At 60.4% G+C, this 25,800-nt stretch carries 19 protein-coding genes and 1 rRNA gene; 10 read left to right on the top strand and 10 right to left on the bottom strand.

Features of this window, described 5'->3' with window-relative positions:
* Window positions 1–23 precede the first annotated feature (23 nt).
* From DA373_RS09145 to gltB, 6 genes are all read right to left on the bottom strand, one after another.
* Window positions 24–653 (bottom strand): trimeric intracellular cation channel family protein, encoded by a 630-nt coding sequence (locus tag DA373_RS09145; RefSeq protein WP_107852012.1) that lies wholly within the window; start codon window positions 651–653, stop codon window positions 24–26.
* 54 nt (window positions 654–707) lie between these two features.
* On the bottom strand, window positions 708–1,523 hold the full coding sequence (locus DA373_RS09140; RefSeq protein ID WP_107852011.1) for a cobalamin-binding protein: 816 nt from the start codon (window positions 1,521–1,523) through the stop codon (window positions 708–710).
* Complete coding sequence (locus tag DA373_RS09135; protein ID WP_107852010.1) at window positions 1,516–2,439, bottom strand: cobalamin biosynthesis protein; 924 nt, start codon at window positions 2,437–2,439, stop codon at window positions 1,516–1,518. Before DA373_RS09135 ends, DA373_RS09140 begins: the two co-directional genes overlap by 8 nt.
* 3 nt (window positions 2,440–2,442) lie before the next feature.
* Window positions 2,443–3,141: a 5'-methylthioadenosine/S-adenosylhomocysteine nucleosidase gene (gene mtnN, locus DA373_RS09130; RefSeq protein WP_107852009.1), complete on the bottom strand. Its 699-nt coding sequence runs from the start codon at window positions 3,139–3,141 to the stop codon at window positions 2,443–2,445.
* Between the two features lie 420 nt (window positions 3,142–3,561).
* On the bottom strand, window positions 3,562–4,977 hold the full coding sequence (locus tag DA373_RS09125; protein ID WP_107852008.1) for an FAD-dependent oxidoreductase: 1,416 nt from the start codon (window positions 4,975–4,977) through the stop codon (window positions 3,562–3,564).
* A 12-nt stretch (window positions 4,978–4,989) separates the two neighbouring features.
* On the bottom strand, window positions 4,990–9,447 hold the full coding sequence (gltB, locus tag DA373_RS09120; RefSeq protein ID WP_107852007.1) for a glutamate synthase large subunit: 4,458 nt from the start codon (window positions 9,445–9,447) through the stop codon (window positions 4,990–4,992).
* A 655-nt stretch (window positions 9,448–10,102) separates the two neighbouring features.
* Between gltB and arcB the strand changes: the two genes are divergently transcribed.
* The 3 genes from arcB to DA373_RS09105 are packed head-to-tail and all read left to right on the top strand — an operon-like array spanning window position 10,103 to window position 15,051.
* Entirely contained in the window at window positions 10,103–12,460 is a 2,358-nt protein-coding gene (gene arcB / locus DA373_RS09115; protein ID WP_107852006.1) for an aerobic respiration two-component sensor histidine kinase ArcB, read from the top strand.
* Window positions 12,457–13,812: a dGTPase gene (gene dgt, locus DA373_RS09110; RefSeq protein WP_107852005.1), complete on the top strand. Its 1,356-nt coding sequence runs from the start codon at window positions 12,457–12,459 to the stop codon at window positions 13,810–13,812. Before arcB ends, dgt begins: the two co-directional genes overlap by 4 nt.
* A 39-nt stretch (window positions 13,813–13,851) precedes the next feature.
* On the top strand, window positions 13,852–15,051 hold the full coding sequence (locus tag DA373_RS09105; protein WP_107852004.1) for an inverse autotransporter beta domain-containing protein: 1,200 nt from the start codon (window positions 13,852–13,854) through the stop codon (window positions 15,049–15,051).
* Window positions 15,052–15,089: 38 nt separating this feature from the next.
* Here the strand turns inward: DA373_RS09105 and rfaH are convergent, their stop codons facing one another.
* The 4 genes from rfaH to metN form a co-directional block, all read right to left on the bottom strand.
* Window positions 15,090–15,587, bottom strand: coding sequence for a transcription/translation regulatory transformer protein RfaH (rfaH, locus tag DA373_RS09100; protein ID WP_107852003.1), 498 nt, complete (start codon window positions 15,585–15,587; stop codon window positions 15,090–15,092).
* A 98-nt stretch (window positions 15,588–15,685) separates the two neighbouring features.
* A complete protein-coding gene (gene metQ, locus DA373_RS09095) occupies window positions 15,686–16,516 on the bottom strand; it encodes a methionine ABC transporter substrate-binding lipoprotein MetQ (RefSeq protein WP_107852002.1) in 831 nt (276 codons plus the stop codon).
* A gap of 22 nt (window positions 16,517–16,538) precedes the next feature.
* A complete protein-coding gene (locus tag DA373_RS09090; protein ID WP_107852001.1) occupies window positions 16,539–17,192 on the bottom strand; it encodes a methionine ABC transporter permease in 654 nt (217 codons plus the stop codon).
* Window positions 17,173–18,216, bottom strand: a complete 1,044-nt coding sequence (metN, locus tag DA373_RS09085; protein ID WP_107852000.1) for a methionine ABC transporter ATP-binding protein MetN — start codon at window positions 18,214–18,216, stop codon at window positions 17,173–17,175. The genes DA373_RS09090 and metN overlap by 20 nt, the downstream gene beginning before the upstream one ends.
* A 557-nt stretch (window positions 18,217–18,773) precedes the next feature.
* Between metN and DA373_RS09080 the strand changes: the two genes are divergently transcribed.
* From DA373_RS09080 to DA373_RS09050, 7 genes are all read left to right on the top strand, one after another.
* The gene (locus DA373_RS09080) at window positions 18,774–19,793 is read left to right on the top strand and encodes an ABC transporter permease subunit (RefSeq protein WP_107851999.1); all 1,020 of its coding nucleotides are present in this window, start codon (window positions 18,774–18,776) and stop codon (window positions 19,791–19,793) included.
* Window positions 19,786–20,832: an ABC transporter permease gene (locus DA373_RS09075; protein ID WP_107851998.1), complete on the top strand. Its 1,047-nt coding sequence runs from the start codon at window positions 19,786–19,788 to the stop codon at window positions 20,830–20,832. Before DA373_RS09080 ends, DA373_RS09075 begins: the two co-directional genes overlap by 8 nt.
* Window positions 20,833–20,844: 12 nt before the next feature.
* The gene (locus DA373_RS09070) at window positions 20,845–22,647 is read left to right on the top strand and encodes an extracellular solute-binding protein (protein WP_107851997.1); all 1,803 of its coding nucleotides are present in this window, start codon (window positions 20,845–20,847) and stop codon (window positions 22,645–22,647) included.
* The gene (locus tag DA373_RS09065) at window positions 22,647–23,627 is read left to right on the top strand and encodes an ABC transporter ATP-binding protein (RefSeq protein WP_107851996.1); all 981 of its coding nucleotides are present in this window, start codon (window positions 22,647–22,649) and stop codon (window positions 23,625–23,627) included. Before DA373_RS09070 ends, DA373_RS09065 begins: the two co-directional genes overlap by 1 nt.
* A complete protein-coding gene (locus tag DA373_RS09060; protein ID WP_107851995.1) occupies window positions 23,624–24,637 on the top strand; it encodes an ABC transporter ATP-binding protein in 1,014 nt (337 codons plus the stop codon). Before DA373_RS09065 ends, DA373_RS09060 begins: the two co-directional genes overlap by 4 nt.
* Window positions 24,638–24,651: 14 nt before the next feature.
* The gene (gene gmhB, locus DA373_RS09055) at window positions 24,652–25,209 is read left to right on the top strand and encodes a D-glycero-beta-D-manno-heptose 1,7-bisphosphate 7-phosphatase (RefSeq protein ID WP_198650281.1); all 558 of its coding nucleotides are present in this window, start codon (window positions 24,652–24,654) and stop codon (window positions 25,207–25,209) included.
* 364 nt (window positions 25,210–25,573) lie between these two features.
* A 16S ribosomal RNA gene (locus DA373_RS09050) occupies window positions 25,574–25,800 on the top strand; the annotation flags it as partial.

Genomic DNA, 25,800 nt, shown 5'->3' with positions numbered 1-25,800 from the left:
CCTTACCCCTCACGTCAGTCTTGTTACCGCGTCAGCGAAAAGGCGGGCAACGACAGGTGCCAGCGAATGGCGGCCACCCGCAGCACAAAGGTGCCCAGCATGCCCAGGGCGGTGGCCAGCAGGGTGGGCAGGCCCAGTGCCAGGGTGCCGGTATAGAGCATGCCGCCCAGAATGCAGGCGGTGGCGTAGATCTCCCGCTGCAGCACCATGGGCACTTCCCGGGCCAGTACGTCCCGAATCATGCCGCCGGCCACCCCGGTGATCACCCCCATTACCACTGCCACCATGCCAGAAGTACCGTGGCTCAGGGCCTTGTCGGCACCGATCACGGTGAACACTGCCAGTCCGAAGGCATCGGCCAGGGGCAGCATATACCAGGGCAGCCGGCGCGGCAGTCGCACCAGATAAAGCCCGAGCAGGGCTGTGCCCAGGATCACCCACAAATAAAGGGGATTGGCCACCCAGAACACCTGCTCGGCACCGATGATCAGATCCCGAATGGTACCGCCACCAATGGCGGTGACCGCCGCCAGCACTATTACTCCAAAGCCATCCATGCGCAAACGGCCCGCTACCAGTATGCCGGAAAAGGCAAACACGGCGGTACCGAACAAATCGCTCCAGTAAAATACCGAATCAACCAGCGGCAGCACTTGTTTTTACCTCAAGAAAAAGGGCCGCCATTGTATAGAGGCGGCCCTGATAACTCAATGCACCCCCGCTCCATGGGACCGGGCCAGCTCCAGCTGCTGGCAGAGGGCGGCAATGCCACCCGGAGTGCGGGGAGTAAAGCGGTGCAGGGTATCCACGTCGATGGTGAACAACTGGTTACGTTTCACGGCGGTCAGCTCGGGCCATTCGCGCCAGCGCTGCATGGCGGGCAAATCTTTTGCCAGTATCACCTCGGGGTTTTTGGCCAGCACAAATTCCGGATCAATCTGCGGATAGGGCGTCGGGCTGTCGGCGGTGATGCTGTCGCCACCACACAGGGTGACCGCCTGGCCCATCCATGTATATTGACTGGCGGACATCAGCGGCACTTCATTGAGCTGATAAAACAGCCTTACCGGCTCAGCCTTCCGATAGCGCTGCCGCAGTGAAGCAAGGTGGCGCTGATAGTGCTCTGCCACCTGCCGGGCCTGCTCTTCATGACCGGTGAGCCGGCCAAAGCGGGTCAGCTCGTCACCGAGATCTTCCAGCCGCCTGGGCTCGGAATACTCCACTGGAATGCCAAGCTGCACAAGCGGCGCCACCTGCAGCGACTGGGCGCTTTGCCAAGCAATGATCAAATCAGGCTCCAGAGCCAGAATGCGCTCAAGGTTAAGCGAGCGGTAATTGGCGATTTTGGGCAGGCTGGTGACGGCCTCGGGGTAGTCGCTGGCCTCGTCCACGCCGACCACCTGATCGCCGGCGCCAATGGCAAACAGGATCTCGGTAATATGAGGGGCCAGACTGACGATGCGTCTGGCCTCGGCGGTGGCCAAAGCAGGCACAAGTAACAGCAAGCACAGTAACTTAGACATAGAACAACGGCACCAGGGTCAGGGTCCAGGCGATGGACAGCCAGAACAGCAAGGCCAGTGTCAGCCGCAGCAGCAGGGCGTGTACCTGTGTATAACCCAGGGGGTGGCTACTACCCAGCTTGGGATAATATTCCGTGGTCTGAGTGTAGCGCCGCGGACCGCCCAGCCCGGCATCCACACCGCCGGCGGCCACTGCAAGCAGCCGGCCGGCGGCGGGAAAGGCCCACAGGCTGCCTCTGGCCCAGCCCTGAACGGCGCGGCGGGAGCCGGGATAGATCAGCAGGGTCATCGCCAGGGCGTGGAATGGCAGCCAGGCCATGGCCCGGTACAGCAACGAGGGCAGGGCGCCAAAAGCGCGCCAGTCGGCCAGTTTGGCCGGCCAGGCCTGCACCACCAGCCGCAGCAGAACAAAGGTCAGGGCCGCATAAATGCCCCCGGCCGAATACCAGCAGGCCAGAGCAAAGTCAGCGGCCAGCCGCAGCACCGCCACTTCCGCTACCGCCTTGCGCAGCCCCAGCTCCGACAGGGCATCGGTCTGGCGCAGACACAGGGACGCCAGTGTCTGTCGGGCCTGAGGAAGCTGCTCGGGAATCTGCCGGAGTGTTTGCGGCAGCCGCCGCGTCAGCCGGCCCGCATCCAGGCAGGCCCACAGCAGCAGCACCTCCAGCAGTGCCGGCCAGGGGAACAACTCCGCCAGCGCCCACCAGGCCACCAGCAGCGGCAACAGCAGCACCAGCCACAGGCCGGCCCCCGCCGCCTTCAGATAACCCGGCCCGTAGCCGGCCTTGTTAAGCCGCCGCCCCAGGCGCGCCAGACCGGCGGTGAGCAACGGCTGCAGCCGGTCGGCGGGTTGCAGCAGGCTGAGCAACAGCGCCAGAGTCAGCAGGCCGAGGGGATGCTCCAGCAGAAGGGGCATGGTTTAGCCGGGCAGGCGCTGGATCATGGCCTTGACCATGGCCGAGGAGTGACGGGCGGCCACTTCCAGAAAGGCCTCAAAGGATTCGGCCTGCTCCTTGCCGGCGATGTCCGACAGGGCGCGCACCACCACGAAGGGCACCTTGAACTGGTGGCATACCTGAGCGATGGCACCGGCTTCCATTTCACAGGCCTTCATGGCCGGAAAATCGGTGACCGCCTTGTTCAGCTGATCTTCCCGGTGCATAAACTGGTCACCGGTGCAGATAAGGCCGACGGCGGAGTGAATGTCGTCCTGGCCGGTGAGGCACTCCCGGGCCAGCTCAATCAGGGCGGGGTCGGCGGTAAAGGCCGGCGGCTGCTGGGCCATCTGGCCCATCTCGTAACCAAAGGCGGTCACGTCCACATCGTGAAAGCGCACCTCGCTGGACACCACCACATCACCCACGTGCAGGGCCGGATCAAAGCCGCCGGCGGAGCCGGTGTTGATCACGCAGTTGGGGGCAAAGCGCTCCAGCAACAGGGTAGTGGCGATGCTGGCGGCGACCTTGCCGATGCCGGAGCGGGTGATCACCACCTCCTTGCCGGCCAGGGTGCCTTTATAAAACTCACAGCCGCCCACGGTCGTGGTGGTGGCGTTTTCCAGCTGGGCGCGCAGCTCGGCCACTTCCTGCTCCATGGCCCCGATAATTCCGATAGTCATAACACTGATTTCCGCAAAAATGATTGTCGCAAGTGTAACACCATCAAAGAAAAAGGCCGATTGCACAGGGTTGAAAATCGTCTGTTGGGTTCGTATTGCGAAGCACCAGCAGGGTTGCCTGCGCCGACACGCTTCATTAAATGCCATCCCTGGCATTTGACGGTCGGCTCCAGCAATCCCTGCTGTTGCTTCAGGTAACTCCAGTGTTGCCAGCAAATATCTTCAGACAGCTCGGTGGTGGACAAGGAGGACAAAGGGTGTCTGCTTCGGCGAGCCCTTCGCGCCAAGGATGGCGCGATGGAGCCCCCAGGGATGGGTTTACGGCGTGCCGAAGAATGGCCGACGTATTTGCACGACTCAACCGACAGTTAAAACAAAAGGCCGCTCGATGAGCGGCCTTTGAACATGAAACCAGAAGGCTTACACGCCAATATAGTCCATGATGCCATCGGCGGCCTTGCGGCCTTCGGCGATGGCGGTTACCACCAGATCGGAGCCGCGTACCGCGTCACCACCGGCGAAGACGCGCGGATTGCTGGTCTGGAAGGCAAACTCGGCCTGCTCGGGAGCCACAACCCGGCCCCACTGGTCGGCCTCGATGCCGAATTCCTTCAGCCAGGGCTGCTCGTGGGGCTGGAAGCCAAAGGCCATGATCACGGCATCGGCGTCCAGCACCTGCTCGGAGCCGGGCACCGGCTCGGGGCGGCGGCGGCCGTTGGCATCGGGCTCACCCAGCTGGGTGGACACCACTTCCACACCGGTGACCTTGCCGTTGCCGTCCACACGAATGCCGGTGGGCTGCAGGTTGAACATAAAGTTCACCCCTTCTTCCCGGGCGTTCTGTACCTCGCGACGGGAGCCGGGCATGTTGGCCTCGTCCCGGCGGTAGGCACAGATCACGTTCTCGGCACCCTGACGGATGGAGGTACGCACACAGTCCATGGCGGTGTCACCGCCACCCAGCACCACCACCTTCTTGCCGGTCATGTCGATGTAGTCGGACGCCTGCTTCTCGAAACCCAGCACCCGGTTGGCGTTGGAGATCAGGAAGGGCAGGGCGTCATATACGCCTTCTGCGTTCTCGTTGGCGAGGCCACCGCGCAGGTACTTGTAGGTACCCACGGCCAGGAAGACAGCGTCATAGTCGTCCACCAGGCTCTGGAAAGACACATCCTTGCCCACTTCGGTATTGAGGCGGAATTCCACCCCCATTTCGGTGAACACTTCCCGGCGACGGCTCATCACCGACTTTTCCAGCTTGAACGACGGAATGCCAAAGGTCAGCAGGCCGCCGATTTCCGGGTAACGGTCAAACACCACCGGGGTAACGCCGTTACGGGCCAGAATGTCGGCACAGGCCAGGCCGGCAGGGCCGGCACCGATAATGGCAACCTTCTTGTCGGTCTTGACCACGTGAGACATGTCCGGACGCCAGCCCATCTCAAAGGCCTTGTCGGTGATGTACTTCTCGATGTTGCCGATGGTCACGGCACCGAACTCGTCGTTCAGGGTGCAGGAGCCTTCGCACAGGCGATCCTGCGGGCACACCCGGCCACAGACCTCGGGCAGGCTGTTGGTCTGGTGACACAGGTCCGCCGCTTCGAAGATGCGCCCTTCATTGGCCAGCTTCAGCCAGTTGGGAATGTAGTTGTGCACCGGGCACTTCCACTCGCAGTAGGGGTTGCCGCAGTCCAGGCAGCGGTCGGCCTGCATCTGGGCCTGGCTGTCTGAAAAAGGTTCGTAGATTTCCACGAACTCGATTTTACGGGTGCCGATGGGCTTCTTGGGCGGATCGACACGTTGTACGTCTATAAACTGAAATACGTTCTGGCTCATCACAATCTTCCTTTACTGCGCGTGGACCCGAAGCTCGGCGGTGGAGCGGCTCTGGTGGCCCAGCAGGGATTTCACATCGCTGGACTTGGGTTTGACCAGCTTGAACATGGGCAGGTAACGGTCGAAGTCGGCCAGAATTTCCTGCGCCCGGTCGCTGCCGGTTTCCTGCAGATGTTGGGTGATGATGCCGCGCAGGTGCTCCTGATGGATCACCAGCTCGTCCAGCCCCAGCAACTCAACCAGTTCGAAGTTGGTTTTGAGCTCGAAATCATCGTCTTCATCCAGCACATAGGCGAAGCCGCCGGTCATGCCCGCTGCAAAGTTCACGCCGGTGCGGCCCAGCACGGTGACAATGCCGCTGGTCATGTATTCACAGCCGTTGTCGCCCAGGCCTTCCACCACGGCGATGGCGCCGGAGTTGCGCACCGCGAAACGCTCACCGGCGCGGCCGGCCACATACAGGTAGCCACCGGTGGCGCCATAGAGGCAGGTGTTGCCCGCCAGGGTGGCGTCCTTGGAGGAGAAGGCCACGCCCACGTGGGACTTGATCACCAGCTTGCCGCCGGTCATGCCCTTGCCCACATAGTCGTTGGCGTCGCCGGTGAGGATCATCTCCAGGCCGCCGGCGTTCCACACTCCGAAGCTCTGGCCGGCGGTGCCATCCAGGTGAATGCGTACCGGATCCGCCGCCATGCCCTGGTTGCCGTGACGTTTGGCGATTTCACCGGACAGACGGGCACCCACGGAGCGGTCGGTGTTGCGAATGCTGTAATAGAAGTCGCCGCCGCTCTTGCTTTCAATGGCAGGCAGGGCTTCTTCGGTCATTTTCAGGTTGAGCACGCCCTTGTCGAAGTTGGGGTTGCCGGTCTGGCAGAACACGCCCAGACCCGGCTTGGGCTCGGGTCTGGCCAGAATACCGGACAGGTCCAGCTTCTGCTGCTTGGCGGTGAGGCCGGGCAGGGCCTCGAGCAGATCGGTGCGGCCAATCAGGTCGGTCAGCTTGGTCACACCCAGCTGGGCCATCAGCTCGCGGGTTTCCTCGGCGATGAATTTGAAATAGTTCTCCACCATTTCCGGCAGGCCGAGGAAGTGATCCTTGCGCAGCTTCTCGTCCTGGGTGGCCACGCCGGTGGCGCAGTTGTTCAGGTGACAGATACGCAGGTATTTGCAGCCCAGGGCCACCATGGGGCCGGTGCCAAAGCCAAAGCTCTCGGCGCCCAGAATGGCGGCCTTGACGATGTCGAGACCGGTCTTGAGGCCGCCGTCCACCTGCAGCCGTACCTTGTGACGCAGGCCGTTGGCCACCAGCGCCTGCTGGGTTTCGGCCAGGCCCAGCTCCCAGGGGGAGCCGGCGTACTTGACCGAGGTCAGCGGGCTGGCGCCGGTGCCGCCGTCGTAGCCGGATACGGTGATCAGATCGGCATAAGCCTTGGCCACACCGGTGGCAATGGTGCCCACGCCGGGCTCGGATACCAGCTTGACCGACACCATGCAGTCCGGGTTGATCTGCTTGATGTCAAAGATCAGCTGGGCCAGATCCTCGATGGAGTAGATATCGTGATGCGGCGGCGGCGAGATCAGGGTCACGCCCGGTACCGCGTAACGCAGCTTGGCGATTTCGGCGGTCACCTTGTGGCCGGGCAGCTGGCCACCCTCGCCGGGCTTGGCCCCTTGAGCCACCTTGATCTGAATGACCTCGGCGTTCATCAGGTAGTGGGGGGTCACGCCAAAGCGACCGGACGCCACCTGCTTGATCTTGGAATTCTTCAGGCTGTTGAAACGACGGGGATCCTCGCCGCCCTCACCGGAGTTGCTCTGACCGCCGAGGCGGTTCATGGCAATGGCCAGGGACTCGTGAGCTTCCGGGCCCAAAGCGCCGATGGACATGGCGGCGCTGTCAAAGCGCGGAAACAGCTCGGTAGCCGGCTCGACCTGGCTCAGGTCAACGCCGGTGCCGGCAGGCTTCAGGGTCAGCAGATCCCGCAGCGCCGCCACCGGCCGCTCGTTCACCAGTCTGGCGTAGGCCTTGTAGTCGTCGTAGCTGCCGGAGCGCACTGCCTTCTGCAGGCTGCTCACCACATCCGGGTTGTAGCTGTGATACTCGCCGCCGTGCACGTACTTGAGCAGGCCGCCCTGATTAAGGGGTTTGCGGGCAATCCAGGCCAGCTTGGCCAGGTTGAACAGATCCTGCTGGAAGTCTTCAAAACCGGCGCCCTGAATGCGGCTGGACACGCCCTTGAAGCACAGCTCCACCACCTCGTCGTGCAGGCCCACGGCTTCAAACAGCTGAGAGCAGCGGTAGGAAGCAATGGTGCTGATGCCCATCTTGGACATCACCTTGTACAGGCCCTTGTTGATGCTGTTGCGGAAGTTCAGCAACGCCTCACGCAGCGGCATTTTCAGTACGCCGTCGGCCACCTGGCGCGCCAGGGTCTCGTAGGCCAGATAGGGGTAGATGGCGGTGGCGCCAAAGCCCAGCAGTACCGCAAACTGATGCGGATCCCGGGTGCTGGCGGTTTCCACAATGATGTTGGAGTCGCAGCGCAGGTTGGCTTCAACCAGGGTGCGCTGCACCGCGCCTACCGCCATGGCGGCCGGGATCGGCAGCCGGTCCTGGCGAATGGCGCGGTCGGACAGCACCAGCAGCACGGCACCGTCGCGCACGGCGGTGGTGGCCTGCTCGCAAAGCCGCTCCAGCGCTGCCTTCAGGCCTTCGGCCGGGTCAAAGTTGAGATCCAGCACGGCATGCTTGTGATATTGCTGATCCAGCCCCATCAGCTGATGGAAGTCGGAATAAAGCAGAATGGGTGATTCAAACTGAACCCGGTGAGCGTGGCCGTGGGTCTCGTTGAACACGTTCTGCTCCCGGCCGATCAGGGTGGCCAGGGACATAACGTGGTTTTCCCGCAACGGATCGATGGGCGGGTTGGTCACCTGGGCAAACATCTGGCGGAAATAGTCATAGACGGAGCGGGCCCGGCTCGACAGCACCGCCATGGGGGCGTCGTCACCCATGGAGCCGACCGCTTCCTGACCGTTTTCGCCCATGACCCGAATGACCTGGTCCAGTTCTTCCATGGAGTAGCCAAACAGCTTCTGGTAGGTGCGCAGTTGCTGCTCGTCCAGCTCGCTCTGGCCGGCCAGCTCGTCGGGCAGATCTTCAAAGCGGTCCAGCTTGCGTCTGTGCCGGTTCATCCACTCCTTGTAGGGGTGGCGGCCCTTGAGGTCGTCATCGATTTCAAAACTGTTCCAGATCTTGCCGCTGGCGGTATCCACCACAAACAGCTCACCCGGGCCGACCCGGCCTTTTTCCAGTACTTCATCGGGGGTGTAGTCCCAGATACCGATTTCCGACGCCAGGGTAATAAAGCCGTCCTTGGTGCGCACATAGCGGGCCGGGCGCAGGCCGTTGCGGTCCAGGGCACAGGCGGCGAAGCGACCGTCGGACATTACGATGCCGGCGGGGCCGTCCCAGGGCTCCATGTGCATGGAGTTGAAGTCGTAAAAGGCGCGCAGATCTTCGTCCATGGCCGGGTTTTTCTGCCAGGCGGGCGGGATCAGCATGCGCATGGCGCGGAACAGATCCATGCCGCCGGCCAGGAACAGCTCCAGCATGTTATCGAGACTGGAGGAGTCGGAGCCCGAGGTGTTGACGAAGGGAGCGGCTTCCTTCAGATCCGGCAGCAGCGGCGAGGCAAACTTGTAGGCGCGGGCCTGGGCCCACTGGCGGTTACCACCTATGGTGTTGATCTCGCCGTTATGGGCCAGAAAGCGGAACGGCTGGGCCAGCGGCCAGCGCGGCTGGGTATTGGTGGAAAAGCGCTGGTGGAACACGCAGATGGCGGATTGCAGACGAATGTCGGCCAGGTCCAGATAGAACCGGGGCAGATCCGCGGGCATGCACAGGCCCTTGTAGGTCATTACCAGGTTGGACAGGCTGACCACATAGAAGTATTCGTCATTGATGCGCTTTTCGATGCGGCGGCGCACGATATAGAGGCGGCGCTCAATGTCCTTTTCGGCCCAGCCGGTGGGGGCGTTGACGAACACCTGCTCGATGCGGGGCAGGGAGGCCAGGGCGATCTCGCCCAGCACACCTGTGTTGACCGGCACCTCGCGCCAGCCCACCAGACTCAGGGTTTCCCGCTCCAGCTCTTCATTGATGATCTGGCGGTGTTGTTCGGCAATCGTGGCATCCGGGTTGAGGAACAGCATGCCGACCGCGTATTTGCGGCCCAGGTTCCAGCCCTTGTCTTCCGCGACAGCGCGAAAGAAACTGTCGGGTTTCTGCATCAGCAGGCCGCAACCGTCGCCGGTTTTGCCGTCGGCGGCGATACCACCCCGGTGCTGCATGCGATCCAGTGCCGAAATGGCGAGACGAACAAGCTTGTGACTGGTTTCGCCTTCGGTGTGGGCGATCAGGCCAAAACCACAGTTGTCCTTCTCAAGCGTCGGGTCGTAAAGAGACATTGCATTCCTCCATTGCTCGAGCTCGGTGGCCGAGCGACTGCTTTTTTGTCAGCGCATCATGCTCTGAAGCTTTAGTTGCCATAAGTGGCTTAATTACAAAAATATCGATATTTTTTTGTGAGGTCAATTAAATAAACGTATTCACTGAATATCTTTTCAACACCGCCTTTGCAGTGTTTTTTAATGAAAAAGTGTTTTATTTAGGCTTAAATAGCGCCCTCCCGGGGGTTTTACGCCTGTCCGGACAGCTTCCTTCTGTCGGCGGCCTCAGTCAGCATAATTATTCATCATCTTGTTTTTTTACTACATAAATGGCCTTAAGGTTGGAGTTGGGTCATGCATTTTAATGGCGCAACATCTGCCCCAATAGGGTGCAATTGATTAAAAACTCCCTTTTATCAGCCTGTTACGAAGTCACTTTTGGTGCATTCAATGGGTGAGCGTTCGTCATTATGAGCATGAAATGACCCATATTGGCACTGAGTTACGTCAAATATTCCTGAACGATGCCGGTCAGCGGGAAGCGGACGTGCCGTTCTGGTGCAGGGCACCCCTTTGTGGCACGGGCCTGGGGGCCTCTTCCCCGCCGGCTACATGACAGCCCACTTCGGAGCCGGTATTCTTTCAGTTTGCCGTTGCCGACAGGAAAAAGCCGATGAAACCCGTTAAGACCTGGGCCCAGTACTATGTGGATCTGATGACCAAGCTGGGCATCGTCCGCTTCAGCATGCTGCTGGCCGCCTGCATTATTTTGCTGGCCATTTTTATACAAGTGGGCGTCACCCTGTTCCTTAGGGGATCGGTTGAGTCTATCGATCTGGTGCGCTCCATCTTCTTTGGCCTGTTGGTGACCCCCTGGGCGGTATATTTTCTGTCGGTGGTGGTGGATCAGCTGGAAGACTCCCGCCAGCGCCTGAGCCGGCTGGTGCAGCGGTTGCAGCAGATGCGCGAACGGGATCAGGAGCTGAACAGCGAGCTGCAGGAAAAAATCGAGCTGCTCAACCGCCAGATAGAGGAAACTCACAAGGCGGAGGCCGCCCGCCAGCAGGCCATTGAGGATCTGGAAAGCGAGGTGTTTCAGCGGGAAAAAGCGCAGATGGAATCCCAGGAGCGCTCGGCGCTGCTGCGTTCCTTTATCGATACCTCGCCGGATCTGGTGTATTACCGTAACGAGCTGGAAGAGTTCTCGGGATGCAACAAGGCCATGGAAAACCTGCTGGGTCGCCAGGAAAAGGAGCTGATTGGGCTGACTCCTCATGATGTGTATCCGGAAGACGTGGCGGAAAAGGTGGTGGAGACCGACAGGGAAGTCTTTGCCCGCAACGAAAGCCAGACCTACGAGCAGTGGCTGCAATACCCGGACGGCCGCCGGGCCTGCTTTGAGCTGCGCAAGGTGCCCTTCTTTGACCGGGACGGCAAACGTCTGGGGCTGCTCGGTTTTGGCCGGGACATTACCGAGCGCAAGCGCTACCAGAACGAACTGGAAAAGGCCAGCCGCGACAAGACCACCTTTATTTCCACCATCAGCCACGAGCTGCGCACGCCGCTCAACGGCATTGTGGGCCTGAGCCGTATTTTGCTGGCCACAGAGCTGAGTCCGGAGCAGCGCCAGCATCTCAAGACCATTCACTTCAGCGCCGTCACCCTGGGCAATATCTTTAACGACATTATCGATCTCGACAAGCTGGACCGCAGCCGGCTGGAGCTGGCCCCCGAGCCCATGGACCTGCCCGGCTTTCTCGATGATCTGGAAAGCCTGGCCCGGCTGCAGGCGGAGCAAAAAGGGCTTTACCTGCACTTTGACCGGGACGGTGACATTCCGGAGTGGATACAGGCCGACGGCACCCGGCTGCGCCAGGTGTTGTGGAACCTGGTGGGCAACGCGGTCAAGTTTACCGACGACGGCGGGGTGACCATTCGCTGCATGGCCGATGAGCTGGAGCCGGGCCAGGTGACCCTGCGTTTTGATATTGAAGACACAGGTATCGGCATTCCTGCTTCGCTGCAGCAGAAGATCTTCGCGCTGTACTTTCAGATTGAAGGCAAGAAGCATGCAACCGGCACCGGTATTGGTCTGGCGGTATCGAAACAGCTGGTGGACGCCATGCATGGCAGCATAGAGCTGGACAGCGAACCCGGTGAAGGCTCCTGTTTCAGTGTGACCATTACCGTACCCACCACTCAGGCGCCCAAGGACGATCCGGTGCTGGCTCACTTGCCCTGTCTGTCGGTACTGCTGGTGGAAGATGTGGAGCTCAACGTCACCGTGGCCTGCGCTCTGCTGGAAAAGCTGGGCCATAGAGTGAGCGTGGCCAGGGACGGCGGTGAGGCCTTTGCGCTGCTGGCCGAGCACGACTTTGATCTGGTGTTCCTCGATATTCAGCTGCCGGACATGACCGGCTTTGATATTGCCGGCCGGCTGCGGCAGGAAGCCAAAGAACAGGACAAGGTACTGCCGCCGCTGGTCGCGCTCACCGCCAATGTGATCAGCGACAAGCAGAAATATCTGGCCGGGGGCATGGACGATGCCATCAGCAAGCCGCTGTCGTCCAAGGCCATCAAGGGGGTGCTGGCACGCTTTTTCGGCCATATGCCGCCCTGCAACAAGGCTGCAGAGCTGCCAGCGCCGGATACAACCGGGCTGCAGGAGGCAGGCAACAGTGATGAGCCGGTATTGGATACGGTCTTTCTGCAGGATTATGTGGATACGGTCGGGGCCAGGGCGCTGTTGTCGAGCGTGGATTTGCTGGCGTCCATGGCGGAAGACTATCTGGCCCGGCTTAATGCGTTTACCGCTGAACGCCGCCAGCCGGAGATTGTGGAAGAGGCCCACAAGATCAAGGGCGCGGCCGGCTCGGTGGGGCTGAAACGGGTGCAGTTGCTGGCCCAGCAGATCCAGAGCCCGGAGCTGCCCGACTGGTGGGAGCAGCTGGATGAAAGAGTGGCTGAGCTTAACCGTCTGATGGAGCCGGATCTGGCCGAGCTGCGGCGTTGGCTGGAGCTGCGGGTATGAGCCGCCATGCTGACTTTATTCGTGCAGACCGGTTTCGAGCCGGAGCTGAACCGGAAAGTGCGGCACAGGCCATTGAGGCGGATCGATCCCGTATTGTGCAGTGCTCACCGGTGCGCCGGCTGCAGCAAAAGACTCAGGTATTTCCGCTGGATGTGAAAGCATCGGTGCGCAGCCGGCTGACCCACTCCCTGGAAGTGAAGGAAACCGGTCGCCAGCTGGCGCTGCGGGTGGTGGCGCAACTGGAACAGGAGGCAGACCGGGACGCCTTTGTCAGCCTGGTGGAAATGGCCTGTCTGCTGCACGATGTGGGCAACCCGCCCTTTGGCCACTTTGGCGAAGCGGTGATTATCGACTGGCTCGGTCAGCACCTGCCGGGATTGTTTCGCCGGGCCGTGGGCAGGCCGTCAGCCCAGTGGCCCATGCTGCTGGCGGATCTGCGTCAGTTTGAGGGCAATGCCCAGAGCCTGCGGTTGCTGCACAGCCTGCAGGATCTGAACCTGACCCTGAGCCAGCTGGCGGCACTGCAGAAATACGTGCGCGGAGCCTATCAACCCGTGACCGGCGGTCGCTGGCAGCAAAAGCCCGGGCACTTTTTCAGTGAACGGCCGCTGGTGCAGCAAATTCGCGCCTGTTTTCCCTCTACTGCCAGGGGACGTCACCCGCTGGCGTTTTTAATGGAAGCGGCGGATGACATGGCTTATGGTGTGGCCGATCTGGAAGACGCGGTAGACAGGAGAGTGCTCAGTCTGGCGGAACTGGAGCGGGCCTTGCTGGGAGAAGCCAACGACTACCTCAAACAGCTGTGGCGGGAATCCCGGGTGGAAGAGCCGGGGTTTTTCAGCCGGTTTCGGCAGCGCCTGGGACGGGATCTTCTGCCCCTGATCAGCGCACAGTACCTGACGCACCAGCAGGCCATTCTCGATGGCGATCACGACCAGCCGCTGCTGGCGGTAGAACAGCCTCCGGCTCAGGCGCTGCAATGGCTGAAAGCCTTTGCCCTCCGCCATGTCTTTCGCCGGCGGGAAGTGGAGTCGCTGGAGCTGGCCGGCTTTGCCGCTCTCAAGGGCGTGCTGGACGCCTTTGCCCCGCTGCTGGCGCTGCCGGCGACGGAGTTTACCGGTCTGGAAGAGCGTCGTGATGCCAACGGCCAGGTGCTGCGCCGGCTGTTTCACCGGCTGCCGCCCCGGCATCTGGCGGCCTATTACAGAGACAGCCAGAATGCCCCCTTGTTTGAACATGACGCCGAGCGGGAATGGTATTTTCGCGTGCGCCTGTTGCTGGATTTCATCAGCGGCATGACAGACACTTATGTACTGGAAGAATATCGTTTGCTGTGCGGCCTGCAGGGCTGAATGTGATCCTGCACTGAACAGATGAGTGGAGGCTGACACATGCGTTGGTTATGCCTGTTGCTGTTGTGGCTGGGAGTGGTGCTGGCCGCAAGGGCCGCGGGACCTGTGATGGTGATGCACCAGGTGGCCGACGGCGAGAGCTGGGCCAGCCTGGCCCGGAGTTATCAGCTGAGTGAACGCCGTCTGCGCTGGGAGTTCAACCGCGAGCGTTTTATGGTCCCCCTGGCGCCTGACGACTGGATTTGGGTTCCGGAACGGACGCTCCCCTTGCCGTCAGCGATGTCCCGTCCGGCTGCCGCCGGTATGCCGGTCACTGCATCAGCATTGACACCAACGCCCGTACGTCCCGACCACCATGAACACCTGCCTGTACTGGGCCGGCCTGATCCGGACAGTGCCCCCAAATCGGACCAGCTTCTGCTGACCCTGGCCAGTGCGGCCAGGGCCGCCGCCACTGACGATCTGGACGGCTTTGTGCTTACCCAGACCGGGCTGCTTGCCGATGACACTCTCTCCTTTGGTACCAGTCAGCTGGCCTCTCTGCCCTGGCTGAACCCCAGCGACTGGTACTGGGACTATCAGCTGCCGCTGTTTGATCATGAGGCTGAACTCAACAGCCAGCTGGCGCTGCCATTGTGGAAGCATATCAATGGTGAGCTGGGTGTGGACTACCGGGACGACCGGCTGACTTATCAGCTGGGGCTGCATTATCGTCGGCCGCTGGTGCCGGACAGTACTCTGCATATAGAGCCCCTGTTTGACTATCAGGAGGAAAGTGAGCATCGCCGGGGAGGCTTGTTATTCTGGCTGGAGCAGGATGAGCTGCGCCTGGGCGCGGCACAATATCAGCCGCTGTCATCCTGGCGCAGCGGAGAGCGGCCGGCCGCAGGCAGAGTGTGGTTTGGTGAAGGGCAGCTGAAGGCTCTGCCCGGTCTCAGCATCAGTGGCCGGCACTATCAATGGCGGGGGGAGCATCTGCGATTGTTTGGCAGTGGTGATAAATACCAGGCGGCAGGCTCCAGCCAGTGGGCACTCAGCTATGCGCCCTGGCGTATTCTGCGGTTGCAGACATCACTGCTCAATAACAGTGAAAATGATGTTGAAACCCGGCTCAGGCTGATGCTGGAGCTGCCGCTGCGGCTGGCGCCGGAGCTGTGGTGGCAAACGCCCCTTCACGGCCCGGCGCCGGACTACCGCCCGCTGCAATATCACAGGGTGATGGTGCTGGAGCGGCAATAACCAAACCTTGAGCCCCTCACGCCTCACGCCTCACCATTTTACAGCCGGCTGTAGTCGGTATGGGCAAAGCTGGCACGGGTCTGGCTCTGCAGCAGGGTCAGCAGCAGCATGGCGCGGCTGTCGCCGTCCGCTTCCTGATAAATGGCTTCCATCCCCTTGAACGGGCCTGTATTGATCACCACCTTGTCGCCACATCTGGGCAGATCGCTCAGTTGTTCACTCAGGCGCGGGTCGCCGGTGCGCAGCATCAGATCATGGATCAGCTCATCGGGCACCACACAGGGTGTCTCGCCAAAGCGCACCAGGCTGCGAATGCCCCGGGTAGAGCGCAGGGTGGCGGAGCTGGTGATGTCCAGATTGGCGCGCAGAAACAGATAGCCCGGAAACAGGGCTTCATTACGGGTAACGCGCTTGCCACGCACCAGCTTTTTGACCTCGATAAAGGGGCAGAAGGTTTCAATGTGCTGGTTGTCGAGATGCAGCAGGGCCCGCTCTTCTTCTCGTGGGCGGCAATGGGCCAGATACCAGTTCAGCATAATTCCTTTCCGGCTCTTTCTTTAAACAAGCATTATGGCAGCAACAATAAAAAAGGGCCACGGCATGCCGTGACCCTGGATATAAAGTGAGCGGTGACTTACCAGCCCTTGACCACGCCGCCCTTGAACAGGTCCAGCGCCGCCTGGTAGACCTCTTCACTCTGATAGGCCTTGACGAAAGTCTGAATACGTTCGTCGTCCTGGTTGTCGGTGCGGGACACGATCAGATTAACGTAGGGCGATTCCTTGTCTTCCACAAACAGGCTGTCCCGGCCGGGCAGCAGATCGATCTGTGAGGCATAGGTGGTGTTGATGATGGCGAAGTCCACATCTTCCAGGGAGCGGGGCAGCTGGGGCGCTTCCAGCTCGATGATGTCGAGGTTTTTCGGGTTGGCGGTGATGTTCAGCGGCGTGGCTTCCAGGCCCACGGCGTCATCCACTTCAATCAGACCCTGCTGCTCCAGCAGCAGCAGGCTGCGGCCCAGGTTGGTGGGATCGTTGGGCACGGCCACCTTGGCGCCCTCGGCCAGCTCATCCAGGTTTTTGATCACCTTGGAGTAGGCGGCGATGGGGTAAACGAAGGTGTTGCCCACCGGCACCAGCTCGTAGCCGCGATCGGCAATCTGCTTGTCGAGGTAGGGCTTGTGCTGAAAGGCGTTGATATCGAGGCTGCCGTCGCTCAGGGCCACGTTGGGGGTAACGTAGTCGCTGAAGGACACCAGCTCCACATCCAGATCATACTGCTCTTTGGCCACCCTGGCGGCCACTTCCGCCACCTGCTCTTCGGCACCGGCGATCACGCCCAGACGCAGCGGCTTGACCGCTTCGGCTTCGGACGTGGTCTGTTCGGTTTGCTCGCCGCAACCGGCCAGGGTCAGGGCCGAGGCCAGCACACCCAGGGTGGCGAATGATTTCAATCCTGCTTTCATGATGATCTCCTTGTTAAATAAATCAGCGACGATCCAGATGAGCCACCAGCCGTTCGCCGACGCTCTGAATGATTTGTACCAGCACCACCAGAATCACGACCGTGATCAGCATGATTTGCGGATCAAAACGCTGGTAGCCGTAGCGAATGCCCACGTCTCCCAGGCCGCCGCCGCCCACGGCACCGGCCATGGCCGAATAGTTGACCAGGGTCACCAGGGTGATGATGATGCCGTTGAGCATACCCGGCAGGGCCTCGGGCAGCAGCACCTTGTATACGATCTGCAGCCGGCGCGCCCCCATGGCCTGGGCCGCTTCCACCAGCCCGGACGGCACTTCCATCAGCGCCCCTTCCATCAGCCGGGCCACAAAGGGAATGGCGGCCACGGTAAGCGGCACTACCGCCGCCCAGGTACCGATACTGGTGCCCACCACCATGCGGGTAAAGGGAATAATGGCCACCAGCAAAATGATAAAGGGCACGGAGCGCCCGATGTTGACCACTGTGCCCAGAATCTTGTTAAAGGCCTTGTTTTCCCAGATCTGGCCGGGCTTGCTCACGTGCAGGGCAATGCCCAGTGGCAGGCCCAGGGCGCAGGCGATGGCACCCGAGCCAAAGGTCATGACCAGGGTCTCCCAGAGTGCCGAGAGCAGCAGATTAATCATGGCGTCGGACATAACCGAGTAACTCCACCTGAATTTTGTGTTCTTCCAAATAAGCGATGGCGGCCTGAGTCTGTTCAGGCGCACCGTCCAGCTCGGCCAGCATAAAGCCAAATTTCACACCGCCGGCGTATTCGATGTCGGCGCTGAGAATGGTGACATCCACGTTCAGCTCGCGGCTGAGAATGGAGATCAGTGGCGTATCCACGGTCTCGCCGGTAAAGCCCAGCCGCACCAGAGGCAGGGCGCCGGCCACCGGCTCGGCGGACAGCCGGGCCTGGTATTCATCGGGAATGTCCAGATGAATGGTGGAGGCGATAAAACGTTGCGCCAGCTCGGTCCGGGCATTGGCAAAGAACCAGGCAACTTCCCCCTGCTCTACCAGCTCGCCGTCGTTGATAATGGCCACCCGGTCACAGATGGACTTCACCACCTGCATTTCGTGGGTGATCAGTAGTATGGTCAGGCCCAGACGCTGGTTGATGTCTTTCAGCAGTGCCAGAATGGACTGGGTGGTTTGTGGATCCAGTGCCGAGGTGGCCTCGTCACACAGCAGTACCTTGGGTGCCGGGGCCAGGGCCCGGGCGATGGCTACCCGTTGCTTCTGACCGCCCGACAGGGCATTGGGATAGGCATGGGCGCGATGGGACAGGCCCACCAGCTCCAGCAGCTCGTTTACCCGCTGTCTGATCTCGGCCTTTGAGTTGCCCGCCAGCTCCAGCGGCAGGGCCACGTTGTCGAACACGGTGCGGGATGACAGCAGGTTGAAGTGCTGGAAAATCATGCCGATATTGCGACGGGCGCGGGACAGCTCGGTGCCGCCCATGGCGGTCAGATCCTGGCCGTCCACATATACCCGGCCCTCGGTGGGGCGTTCCAGCAGGTTGACGCAACGGATCAGGGTGCTTTTGCCGGCTCCGGATTCGCCGATAACGCCCATGATCTGGCCGGCGGCAACCTCCAGATCGACGTTTTTAACGGCGTGAACGGCATTCTCGCCCGCTCCGTAGCGCTTGGTGATATTGGTTAGTTTGATCATCGGAGGATGGGCCTTCCGGTATGGTTATCCACTGTATAAACAGCGCAAGAACAGGGACAAGTCATGAAACCATGACTAATGGCAGAGGATGCTAAGCCGTCTGGACGTCCGAGTCAACGAGTATTTCCCGTGATGCTGCGAGAATGAAAAAGGGTCTCTGTCTTGCCCCTTTTGCAATGCCTTGATATAGGATGAAAAAGAACAGCATAAGCCGTAAGCTGGCATTATAAGACCCGGCTGTTGGTCTAACTGTGGAAGGCCTGCAAGGTGAAGCGGCAGCAGGGATTGCCGGAGCCGACCGTCAAATGCCAGGGATGGCATTTGCCGAGCGCCCATGGGGCGAGCTTGCTCGCCGTGACGAATCTGTAAAGCCTGACCGAACATTTAGTATGTTCGCAGCAGGTTTTACAGATAAGTGGCATGGATCGAAGCGTGTCGGCGCAGGTAACCCTGCTGTCGATTCACGGTACGCCGGGTCTGCTTGCTGATGCGCTTTGCCGGGTACGATCAACCGGCAGCCACTAATCCTTTTTCAGGGAACGAACACAAGGAATACAATGGGCCAGTATTTTCTGCGTCGATTATTGCTGCTGATCCCCACCTTTCTCGGCATTACTCTGGTGGTGTTCGCCATTACCCGCTTTGTGCCCGGGGGGCCGGTGGAGCGCATGCTGATGGAAAGCCAGCTGGCGGGCAGCGAATTCAGCCAGAGCAGCCGGGGCGGGCAGGTGCTGTCTACCGAGCAGATTGAGGAGCTCAAGGCCTTTTACGGTCTCGACAAGCCGGTGGGCGAGGCCTATCTGGACTGGCTGGGCAAACTGGTGCGGCTCGATCTGGGGGAGTCCACCCGCTACTACCTGCCGGTGTGGGAACTGATCCAGGAGCGGCTGCCGGTGTCGGCCTTTTTCGGCATCAGCACCTTTATTCTCAGTTATCTGGTGTCCATTCCGCTGGGCATTCTCAAGGCGCTCAGGCACAACAGCCGGTTCGACAGCATCAGCTCCATGTTTATCTACGCCGGCTATGCCCTGCCGGCCTATGTGGTGGGCATTTTTCTGCTGACGGTGTTCGCCTTTCAGCTGGGCTGGTTTCCCATGGGCGGCTTTGTGGGGGACGACTTCTACTATCTGGAAGGCTTCTGGCCCAAAACCCTCAATCTGTTTCATCATGCCCTGCTGCCGCTCATTGCCTATGCCATCGGTGATTTCGCCGTGCTGACCATGACCATGAAAAACAGCCTGATGGAAAATCTGTCGGCGGATTATGTACGCACCGCCGTGGCCAAGGGGCTGCCCTTTGGCAAGGCGGTCACCCGCCATGCCCTGCGCAACAGCCTGATCCCCATTGCCAGCCACTTTGGCAACGTGATTTCGGTGTTTTTTGCCGGCTCTTTCCTGATTGAGGTGATCTTTAATATCGACGGCCTCGGGCTGCTGGGTTACGAGGCGGTGGTGGAGCGGGACTACCCGGTGGTGATGGGCATACTGGCGGTGACCTCGCTGCTGATGCTGCTGGGCAATATATTGTCGGACATCTGCGTGGCGCTGGTGGATCCGCGAGTGAGGTTCGATGGCTAGACTGCTTTCCGATGTCACCAAAAAGAAACTGCGCCGCTTTCGCAGCATCAAACGCGGCTATTACGCCTTTATCATTTTTATGGTGATGGTGCTGCTGGCCGCCGCCGCCGAGCTGTGGGTCAGCAACCGGGCCCTGCTGGTGAAGTACGAGGGCGAGCTGTATTTTCCCACCTACGGGGCCGTGATCACCGGCGACACCTTTGGCCTTGGTTACCAGTACGAAACCGATTACCGGGAATTAAAGCGAGTGCTGGATGAACAGCCCGGCAACTGGGTGCTGCTGCCCCTGGTGCCCTGGAGCCCTTATGAGCAGGACTACAGCGGCAACGGTTATCCGCCCACGGCCCCCAGCGTGGAAAGCCGGCATTTTCTCGGAACCGACAGCTCGGGGCGGGACATAGTGGCGCGCCTGGTTTACGGCTTTCGCACCGCCGTGGGTTTTGCCTTTATTGCGCTTACCGCCAGCTATGTGATCGGCGTGATGCTTGGTTGCCTGATGGGCTTTTGGGGCGGGCGCTTTGATCTGCTGTTTCAGCGCTTTATCGAAATCTGGTCCCAGGTGCCGTTCCTGTACGTGATCATGATACTGGTGTCGATCACCCAGCCCAACTTTGCCCTGTTTGTGGCCATCAACGTGTTGTTTGGCTGGATGGGTATTACCTGGTACATGCGCACCCTGACCTACAAGGAAAAGGCCCGGGACTATGTGCTGGCGGCCCGGGCCCAGGGGGCGGGCACGGTGCGCATTATCGTGCACCACATTCTGCCCAATACCCTGATGATGATCGTGACCCTGGCGCCCTTTACCGTGGTGGCCAATATTTCGTTGCTCACGGCGCTCGATTACCTGGGTTTTGGCCTGCCGCCACCCACGCCCAGCTGGGGCGAGCTGCTGCGTCAGGGCGTGAACCACCTGGACTCCCCCTGGATAGTGGCCTCTGTGGTCACGGCGGTGTCGCTGGTGCTGATTAACGTTTCCTTTATCGGTGAGGCCATTCGTGAGGCCTTTGATCCCAAACATTTTTCTCGTTACGAATAGGCAGGGACTGCGATGAATAAACTACTGGTGATGCTGACCACGCTGGGGCTGGCGCTGGGCCTGCAGGCGGCGGAGCTGCCCGATAATCTGGCATGGGAAACCAACCATGAGGATCCCATTTTTGCTTCGCCTGAAGCCAAACGAGGCGGGCGCTTCAACATGACGATGATGAGCTTTCCGCTTACCTTTCGCACCGTGGGGCCCGACTCCAATACCTCGTTCCGTTCTTTTGTGCTGGAAAATCAGCTTGGGCTGTACGGCCTGCACCCCGACACCGAAAATCCCATTCCCGCCCTGGCCACTCACTGGGCCTTTGGTGATGACAACCGCACCATGTACTTCAAGTTGAACCCGGCGGCGCGCTGGTCCGACGGTGAGCCGGTGACCGCCGACGATTATCTGTTCGCCCTGGAGTTTATGCGCTCCAAGGTGATCCGCGCCCCTTGGTACAACAACTACTTCACCGAAGAAATCACCGACGTTACCAAATACGACGATTACACCATTTCTGTCACTGCCGGCAGCCCCAAGAGCCGGCGCGAGCTGCTCAACACAGTGGGGCTGGTGCCCCAGCCCGAGCATTTTTATGAAATGAGCGAAGACTGGGTGCGCCGCTACAACTGGGAAGTGGTGCCGGTGACCGGGGCCTATGTGATCAGCGACGTGAAGCGGGGCCGCTCCATTACCTTTACCCGCCTGGATGACTGGTGGGGCAATGATCTCACCTATTACAAACACAGGTTTAATGTGGATGAAATCCGGCTCACCGTGGTGCGGGATCTCAATATCGCCTACCGGCACTTTCTGCGCGGTGACGTGGATACCTTCGGGCTGATCCTGCCGGAGTGGTGGCACGACAAGACCGACACTCCCGAATACCGCAATGGCCTGATTAACCGCATCTGGTTCTATAACGAAATGCGCCAGGGTGCTCAGGGGCTGCATCTTAATACCGCTCATCCGAGATTGGCGGATGTACGGGTGCGTCAGGGCATTGCTCATGCCATCAACATGCAGCGCATGCTCGATACCATACTGCGCGGTGACTATGAGCGCATGCACGGCTTTGGCACTGGCTATGGCGACTTTACCGACTACGACATTCGCGCCCGGGAGTACGATATTCAACAGGCCCGTGCCTTGTTTGCCGAGGCCGGCTATGACCGCCAGGGGCCTGGCGGCATTCTGCTGAACGCCGAGGGCGATCGGCTTAGTCTGGCGGTGACCTACACCACTCAGGAGCACACCGCCCGTCTGGCCATTCTGCGGGAAGAGGCGCGCAAGGCCGGGCTGGATCTGCAGCTGAACCTGGTGGACGGCGCCACCGGCTTCAAGGTCATGCTGGAGAAAAAACACGAGGCGGCCTGGCTGGGCTGGAGCGGCGGTGGCCTTTACCCGCAATACTGGGAGTTCTTTCACTCCCTCAATGCCAACAAGCCTCAGACCAACAACCTGTTCAATATCAGCGATCAGGAGCTGGATACCCTGATAGAGCAGTACCGGCGCACCATGGATCTGGATGCCAAGGCGGCCATCTCCCGGCAAATCCAGCGCCGGGTGCACGAGCTGGCCATCTTTATTCCCGGCTATCAGGTGCCCTATACCCGTGAAGCCTACTGGCGTTATGTGAAGTTGCCCGAGAGCAAGGGCACCCAGCGTTCGCCGTCCCTGTTCTGGCCGATGGAAGGCTACCCCCACAGCACCGGTGGCCTGTTCTGGATAGACCAGCAGCAAAAGGCCGAGATCAAGGCCGGCGGCAAGCGCTATGAGCCGGTATTGGAGGTGGTGGAAACCTGGCGGAGGCCTGCAAGCTGATGGGGGGGCTGCTGGAGGTCAATAACCTGGCAGTGAGCTTTACCACCGAAGCGGGCTGTTTTCGCGTGGTGGATGATGTCAGCTTTTCGCTGGCGCCGGGGCAGACCCTGGGGCTGGTGGGGGAGTCCGGCTGTGGCAAGAGCGTCACCGCTCTCAGCCTGCTGGGCCTGCTGCCGCAACCGGCGGGCAGGGTGGAAGGCGGCCAGGCGCTGTTTCAGGGGAAAGATTTGCTCACTCTGGACCCGCAACAGCGCTACCGGCTGCGGGGCAACAAGATCGCCATGATCTTTCAGGAGCCGATGACCGCCCTCAACCCGGTACATACCGTGGGCCGCCAGCTGATGGAGGTATATGAACTGCACCGGCCGGAGCTGAACAAAAATCAGCGCCGGCAGGCGGCCCTGACCATGCTGCGCCGGGTGGGCATACCGGAAGCCGAGGCCCGGCTGTCTGCCTACCCGCATCAGCTTTCCGGCGGCATGCGCCAGCGGGTGATGATCGCCATGGCGCTGGCCTGCGAGCCGGAGTTGCTTATCTGCGACGAACCCACCACCGCGCTGGACGTGACCATACAGGCGCAGATCCTGCACCTTATTCGTGAGCTGCAGCAGCAAAACAACATGGCGGTGATCTTTATTACCCATGATCTGGGGGTGGTGGCCCAGATTTGCGATCAGGTACTGGTAATGTACGCCGGGCGAAGTGCCGAGCAGGCCAGCGTGCTGGATATTTTCGAGCGTCCCCGGCACCCCTATACCCGCGGTTTACTGGCATCCATACCGCGGCTGGATCGGCCGGGCAAGACCGAGCTGCCGGTGATTCGGGGTCAGGTACCGTCAATGGAAGCCTTGCCGTCGGGCTGCCGTTTTGCCAACCGCTGCCCTCACCGCACCGAGGTGTGTGCCACCCAGCCGGCACTGGAGCAGGCGGACAGTGTGCATCATGTGTGGTGTCATCACTGGCGGGAGTTGTCGTCATGAGTGCTCTGCTGCAAGTGAACGGGCTGACCCGGCACTTTACCCTGGGTGGCGGACTACTGCGCGCGGGGAAAACCCTGTATGCGGTGGACGGTGTCAGCTTTGAGCTGGAAGCGGGGAAAACCCTGGGGCTGGTGGGGGAGTCGGGCTGCGGCAAGTCCACCCTGGCCCGGGCCCTGCTCAAGCTGGATGAGCCCACGTCCGGGCGCATTATCTATGACGGCATTGATATCACCGGCTACAGCCGCCGGCAAATGCAGCCTCTGCGCCGGCAGATGCAGATGGTGTTTCAGGACCCTCAGGAATCCCTTAACGGCCGCCATACCATAGGCACCCTGTTGCAGGAGCCTTTTGTTATTCACAAAATGGGCAGCTGGCGCGAACGTCGGGCATGGGCTTCGGAGTTACTGGAGCGGGTGGGACTGCCGGCCTCGGCGCTGGATCGCTTTCCCCATGAGTTTTCCGGCGGCCAGCGGCAGCGCATCGGCATTGCCCGGGCCATGGCGCTCAATCCCCGGCTGCTGGTGTGTGATGAAGCGGTGTCGGCGCTGGATGTATCGGTGCAGTCGCAGATCCTCAACCTGCTGTTGTCGCTGCAGCAGGAGCGGGGGCTGGCCATGCTGTTCATTGCCCACGATCTGTCGGTGGTCAAGCACATCTCGGATCATATTGCCGTCATGTATCTGGGGCGCATTGTCGAACAGGCGCCGGCGGAAGAACTCTACCGGCAGCCACGGCACCCCTATACTCAAGTGCTGATCTCGGCCATTCCCCGGCCGGATCCGCGAATGCGGCAGGCTCCCATGATGCTGAGCGGCGAGCTGCCGTCCCCGGCCAACCCGCCAAGCGGCTGCCACTTTCGTACCCGCTGCCCTTATGCCGGTGAACGTTGCGCCAGGGAAGTGCCTTTGCTGCAAGGGGGCGAGCACAGGGTAGCCTGCCATTACGCCGCAGAAATAGCCTCCGGCGCCCGCCAGCCCTGTGCTAACATGCGCCCGGTAACGATTGACTGAAGGCAGGTATTACAGTGGCAAAGCCAGCGATTTTTCTCGACCGGGACGGCGTCATCAACCAGGACAGCGGTTATGTGTCCCATTCCGACGATTTCATCTTTATCGAGGGAGTGATCGACGCCCTTCGTTCACTCAAGGAAAAAGGCTACCTGCTGGTGGTGGTCACCAACCAGTCGGGCATTGCCCGGGGCATGTTTACCGAAGATGATTTTATGCGCCTGACCGAATGGATGGACTGGTCCCTGGCCGACCGGGGCGTGGATCTCGATGGCATCTATTTCTGTCCTCATCATCCGAGTGCTGGTAACGGCCCCGGCACCAGAGCCTGCGACTGCCGCAAGCCGGCGCCGGGCATGCTGCTGGATGCCGCGAAAGAGCTGAACATAGATCTGGCCGCTTCCTATATGGTGGGGGACAAGGTATCGGACATGAAGGCGGCTATCGCCGCCGGCGTGGGCCACCCCGTGCTGGTGCGTACCGGCAAGGAAATTATCGAGGAAGGGGAAAAACTGGCGAAAAGCGTCTATCCTTCTTTGGTGGAATTTGCTCGGCAGCTGGCCGAAGCGCGGTAAATTTCACCTCTTTGGTTAACCTTTGAGCGCTTGGCGTTCTGGATACGGTTTTTCTTAAAAAAGCCCTTGCGCAAAAATCGCGGCTCCCTATAATGCGCATCCACTGACACGGGGCAACACGCCAACGGTCACAAGGGTTGAAAGCGAGCAGCATAAAGTTCAAATCAACGCTTGACGAACAAAAAGGATTGCGTAGAATACGCAGCCCTGACCAGCGAAAGCGGTCAACGCTCTTTAACAATTTATCAAGCAAACTGTGTGGGCACTCGTAGTCGTTTGAGAAACAAAAAATATTGTTTTTCAATGATTTGTGAAGTGCACTAGAAATAGCAGCAATTCAGATATTCATTGAGCATCAAGTCTTTAATTGAAGAGTTTGATCATGGCTCAGATTGAACGCTGGCGGCAGGCCTAACACATGCAAGTCGAGCGGCAGCGGGAGAGTAGCTTGCTACTTTTGCCGGCGAGCGGCGGACGGGTGAGTAATGCTTGGGGATCTGCCCGGTCGAGGGGGATAACCGTTGGAAACGACGGCTAATACCGCATACGCCCTACGGGGGAAAGCAGGGGACCTTCGGGCCTTGCGCGATT

It is taken from the genome of Oceanimonas marisflavi, assembly GCF_003049725.1.
GTDB lineage: Bacteria > Pseudomonadota > Gammaproteobacteria > Enterobacterales > Aeromonadaceae > Oceanimonas > Oceanimonas marisflavi.
Note: the sequence above shows the minus strand (reverse complement) of the source record. Positions and strands in the feature narration are given on the sequence as shown.

What these genes read in the sequence shown, in the direction of transcription:
- dgt (WP_107852005.1), top strand. Translation starts at nt 12,457, where the DNA reads ATGAGCCGCCATGCTGACTTTATTCGTGCAGACCGGTTTCGAGCCGGA.
- mtnN (WP_107852009.1), bottom strand. Translation starts at nt 3,141, where the DNA reads ATGACTATCGGAATTATCGGGGCCATGGAGCAGGAAGTGGCCGAGCTG.
- DA373_RS09125 (WP_107852008.1), bottom strand. Translation starts at nt 4,977, where the DNA reads ATGAGCCAGAACGTATTTCAGTTTATAGACGTACAACGTGTCGATCCG.
- DA373_RS09090 (WP_107852001.1), bottom strand. Translation starts at nt 17,192, where the DNA reads ATGTCCGACGCCATGATTAATCTGCTGCTCTCGGCACTCTGGGAGACC.
- DA373_RS09065 (WP_107851996.1), top strand. Translation starts at nt 22,647, where the DNA reads ATGGGGGGGCTGCTGGAGGTCAATAACCTGGCAGTGAGCTTTACCACC.
- DA373_RS09140 (WP_107852011.1), bottom strand. Translation starts at nt 1,523, where the DNA reads ATGTCTAAGTTACTGTGCTTGCTGTTACTTGTGCCTGCTTTGGCCACC.
- DA373_RS09135 (WP_107852010.1), bottom strand. Translation starts at nt 2,439, where the DNA reads ATGCCCCTTCTGCTGGAGCATCCCCTCGGCCTGCTGACTCTGGCGCTG.
- DA373_RS09075 (WP_107851998.1), top strand. Translation starts at nt 19,786, where the DNA reads ATGGCTAGACTGCTTTCCGATGTCACCAAAAAGAAACTGCGCCGCTTT.
- rfaH (WP_107852003.1), bottom strand. Translation starts at nt 15,587, where the DNA reads ATGCTGAACTGGTATCTGGCCCATTGCCGCCCACGAGAAGAAGAGCGG.
- DA373_RS09105 (WP_107852004.1), top strand. Translation starts at nt 13,852, where the DNA reads ATGCGTTGGTTATGCCTGTTGCTGTTGTGGCTGGGAGTGGTGCTGGCC.
- gltB (WP_107852007.1), bottom strand. Translation starts at nt 9,447, where the DNA reads ATGTCTCTTTACGACCCGACGCTTGAGAAGGACAACTGTGGTTTTGGC.
- DA373_RS09060 (WP_107851995.1), top strand. Translation starts at nt 23,624, where the DNA reads ATGAGTGCTCTGCTGCAAGTGAACGGGCTGACCCGGCACTTTACCCTG.
- DA373_RS09070 (WP_107851997.1), top strand. Translation starts at nt 20,845, where the DNA reads ATGAATAAACTACTGGTGATGCTGACCACGCTGGGGCTGGCGCTGGGC.
- metQ (WP_107852002.1), bottom strand. Translation starts at nt 16,516, where the DNA reads ATGAAAGCAGGATTGAAATCATTCGCCACCCTGGGTGTGCTGGCCTCG.
- DA373_RS09080 (WP_107851999.1), top strand. Translation starts at nt 18,774, where the DNA reads ATGGGCCAGTATTTTCTGCGTCGATTATTGCTGCTGATCCCCACCTTT.
- metN (WP_107852000.1), bottom strand. Translation starts at nt 18,216, where the DNA reads ATGATCAAACTAACCAATATCACCAAGCGCTACGGAGCGGGCGAGAAT.
- arcB (WP_107852006.1), top strand. Translation starts at nt 10,103, where the DNA reads ATGAAACCCGTTAAGACCTGGGCCCAGTACTATGTGGATCTGATGACC.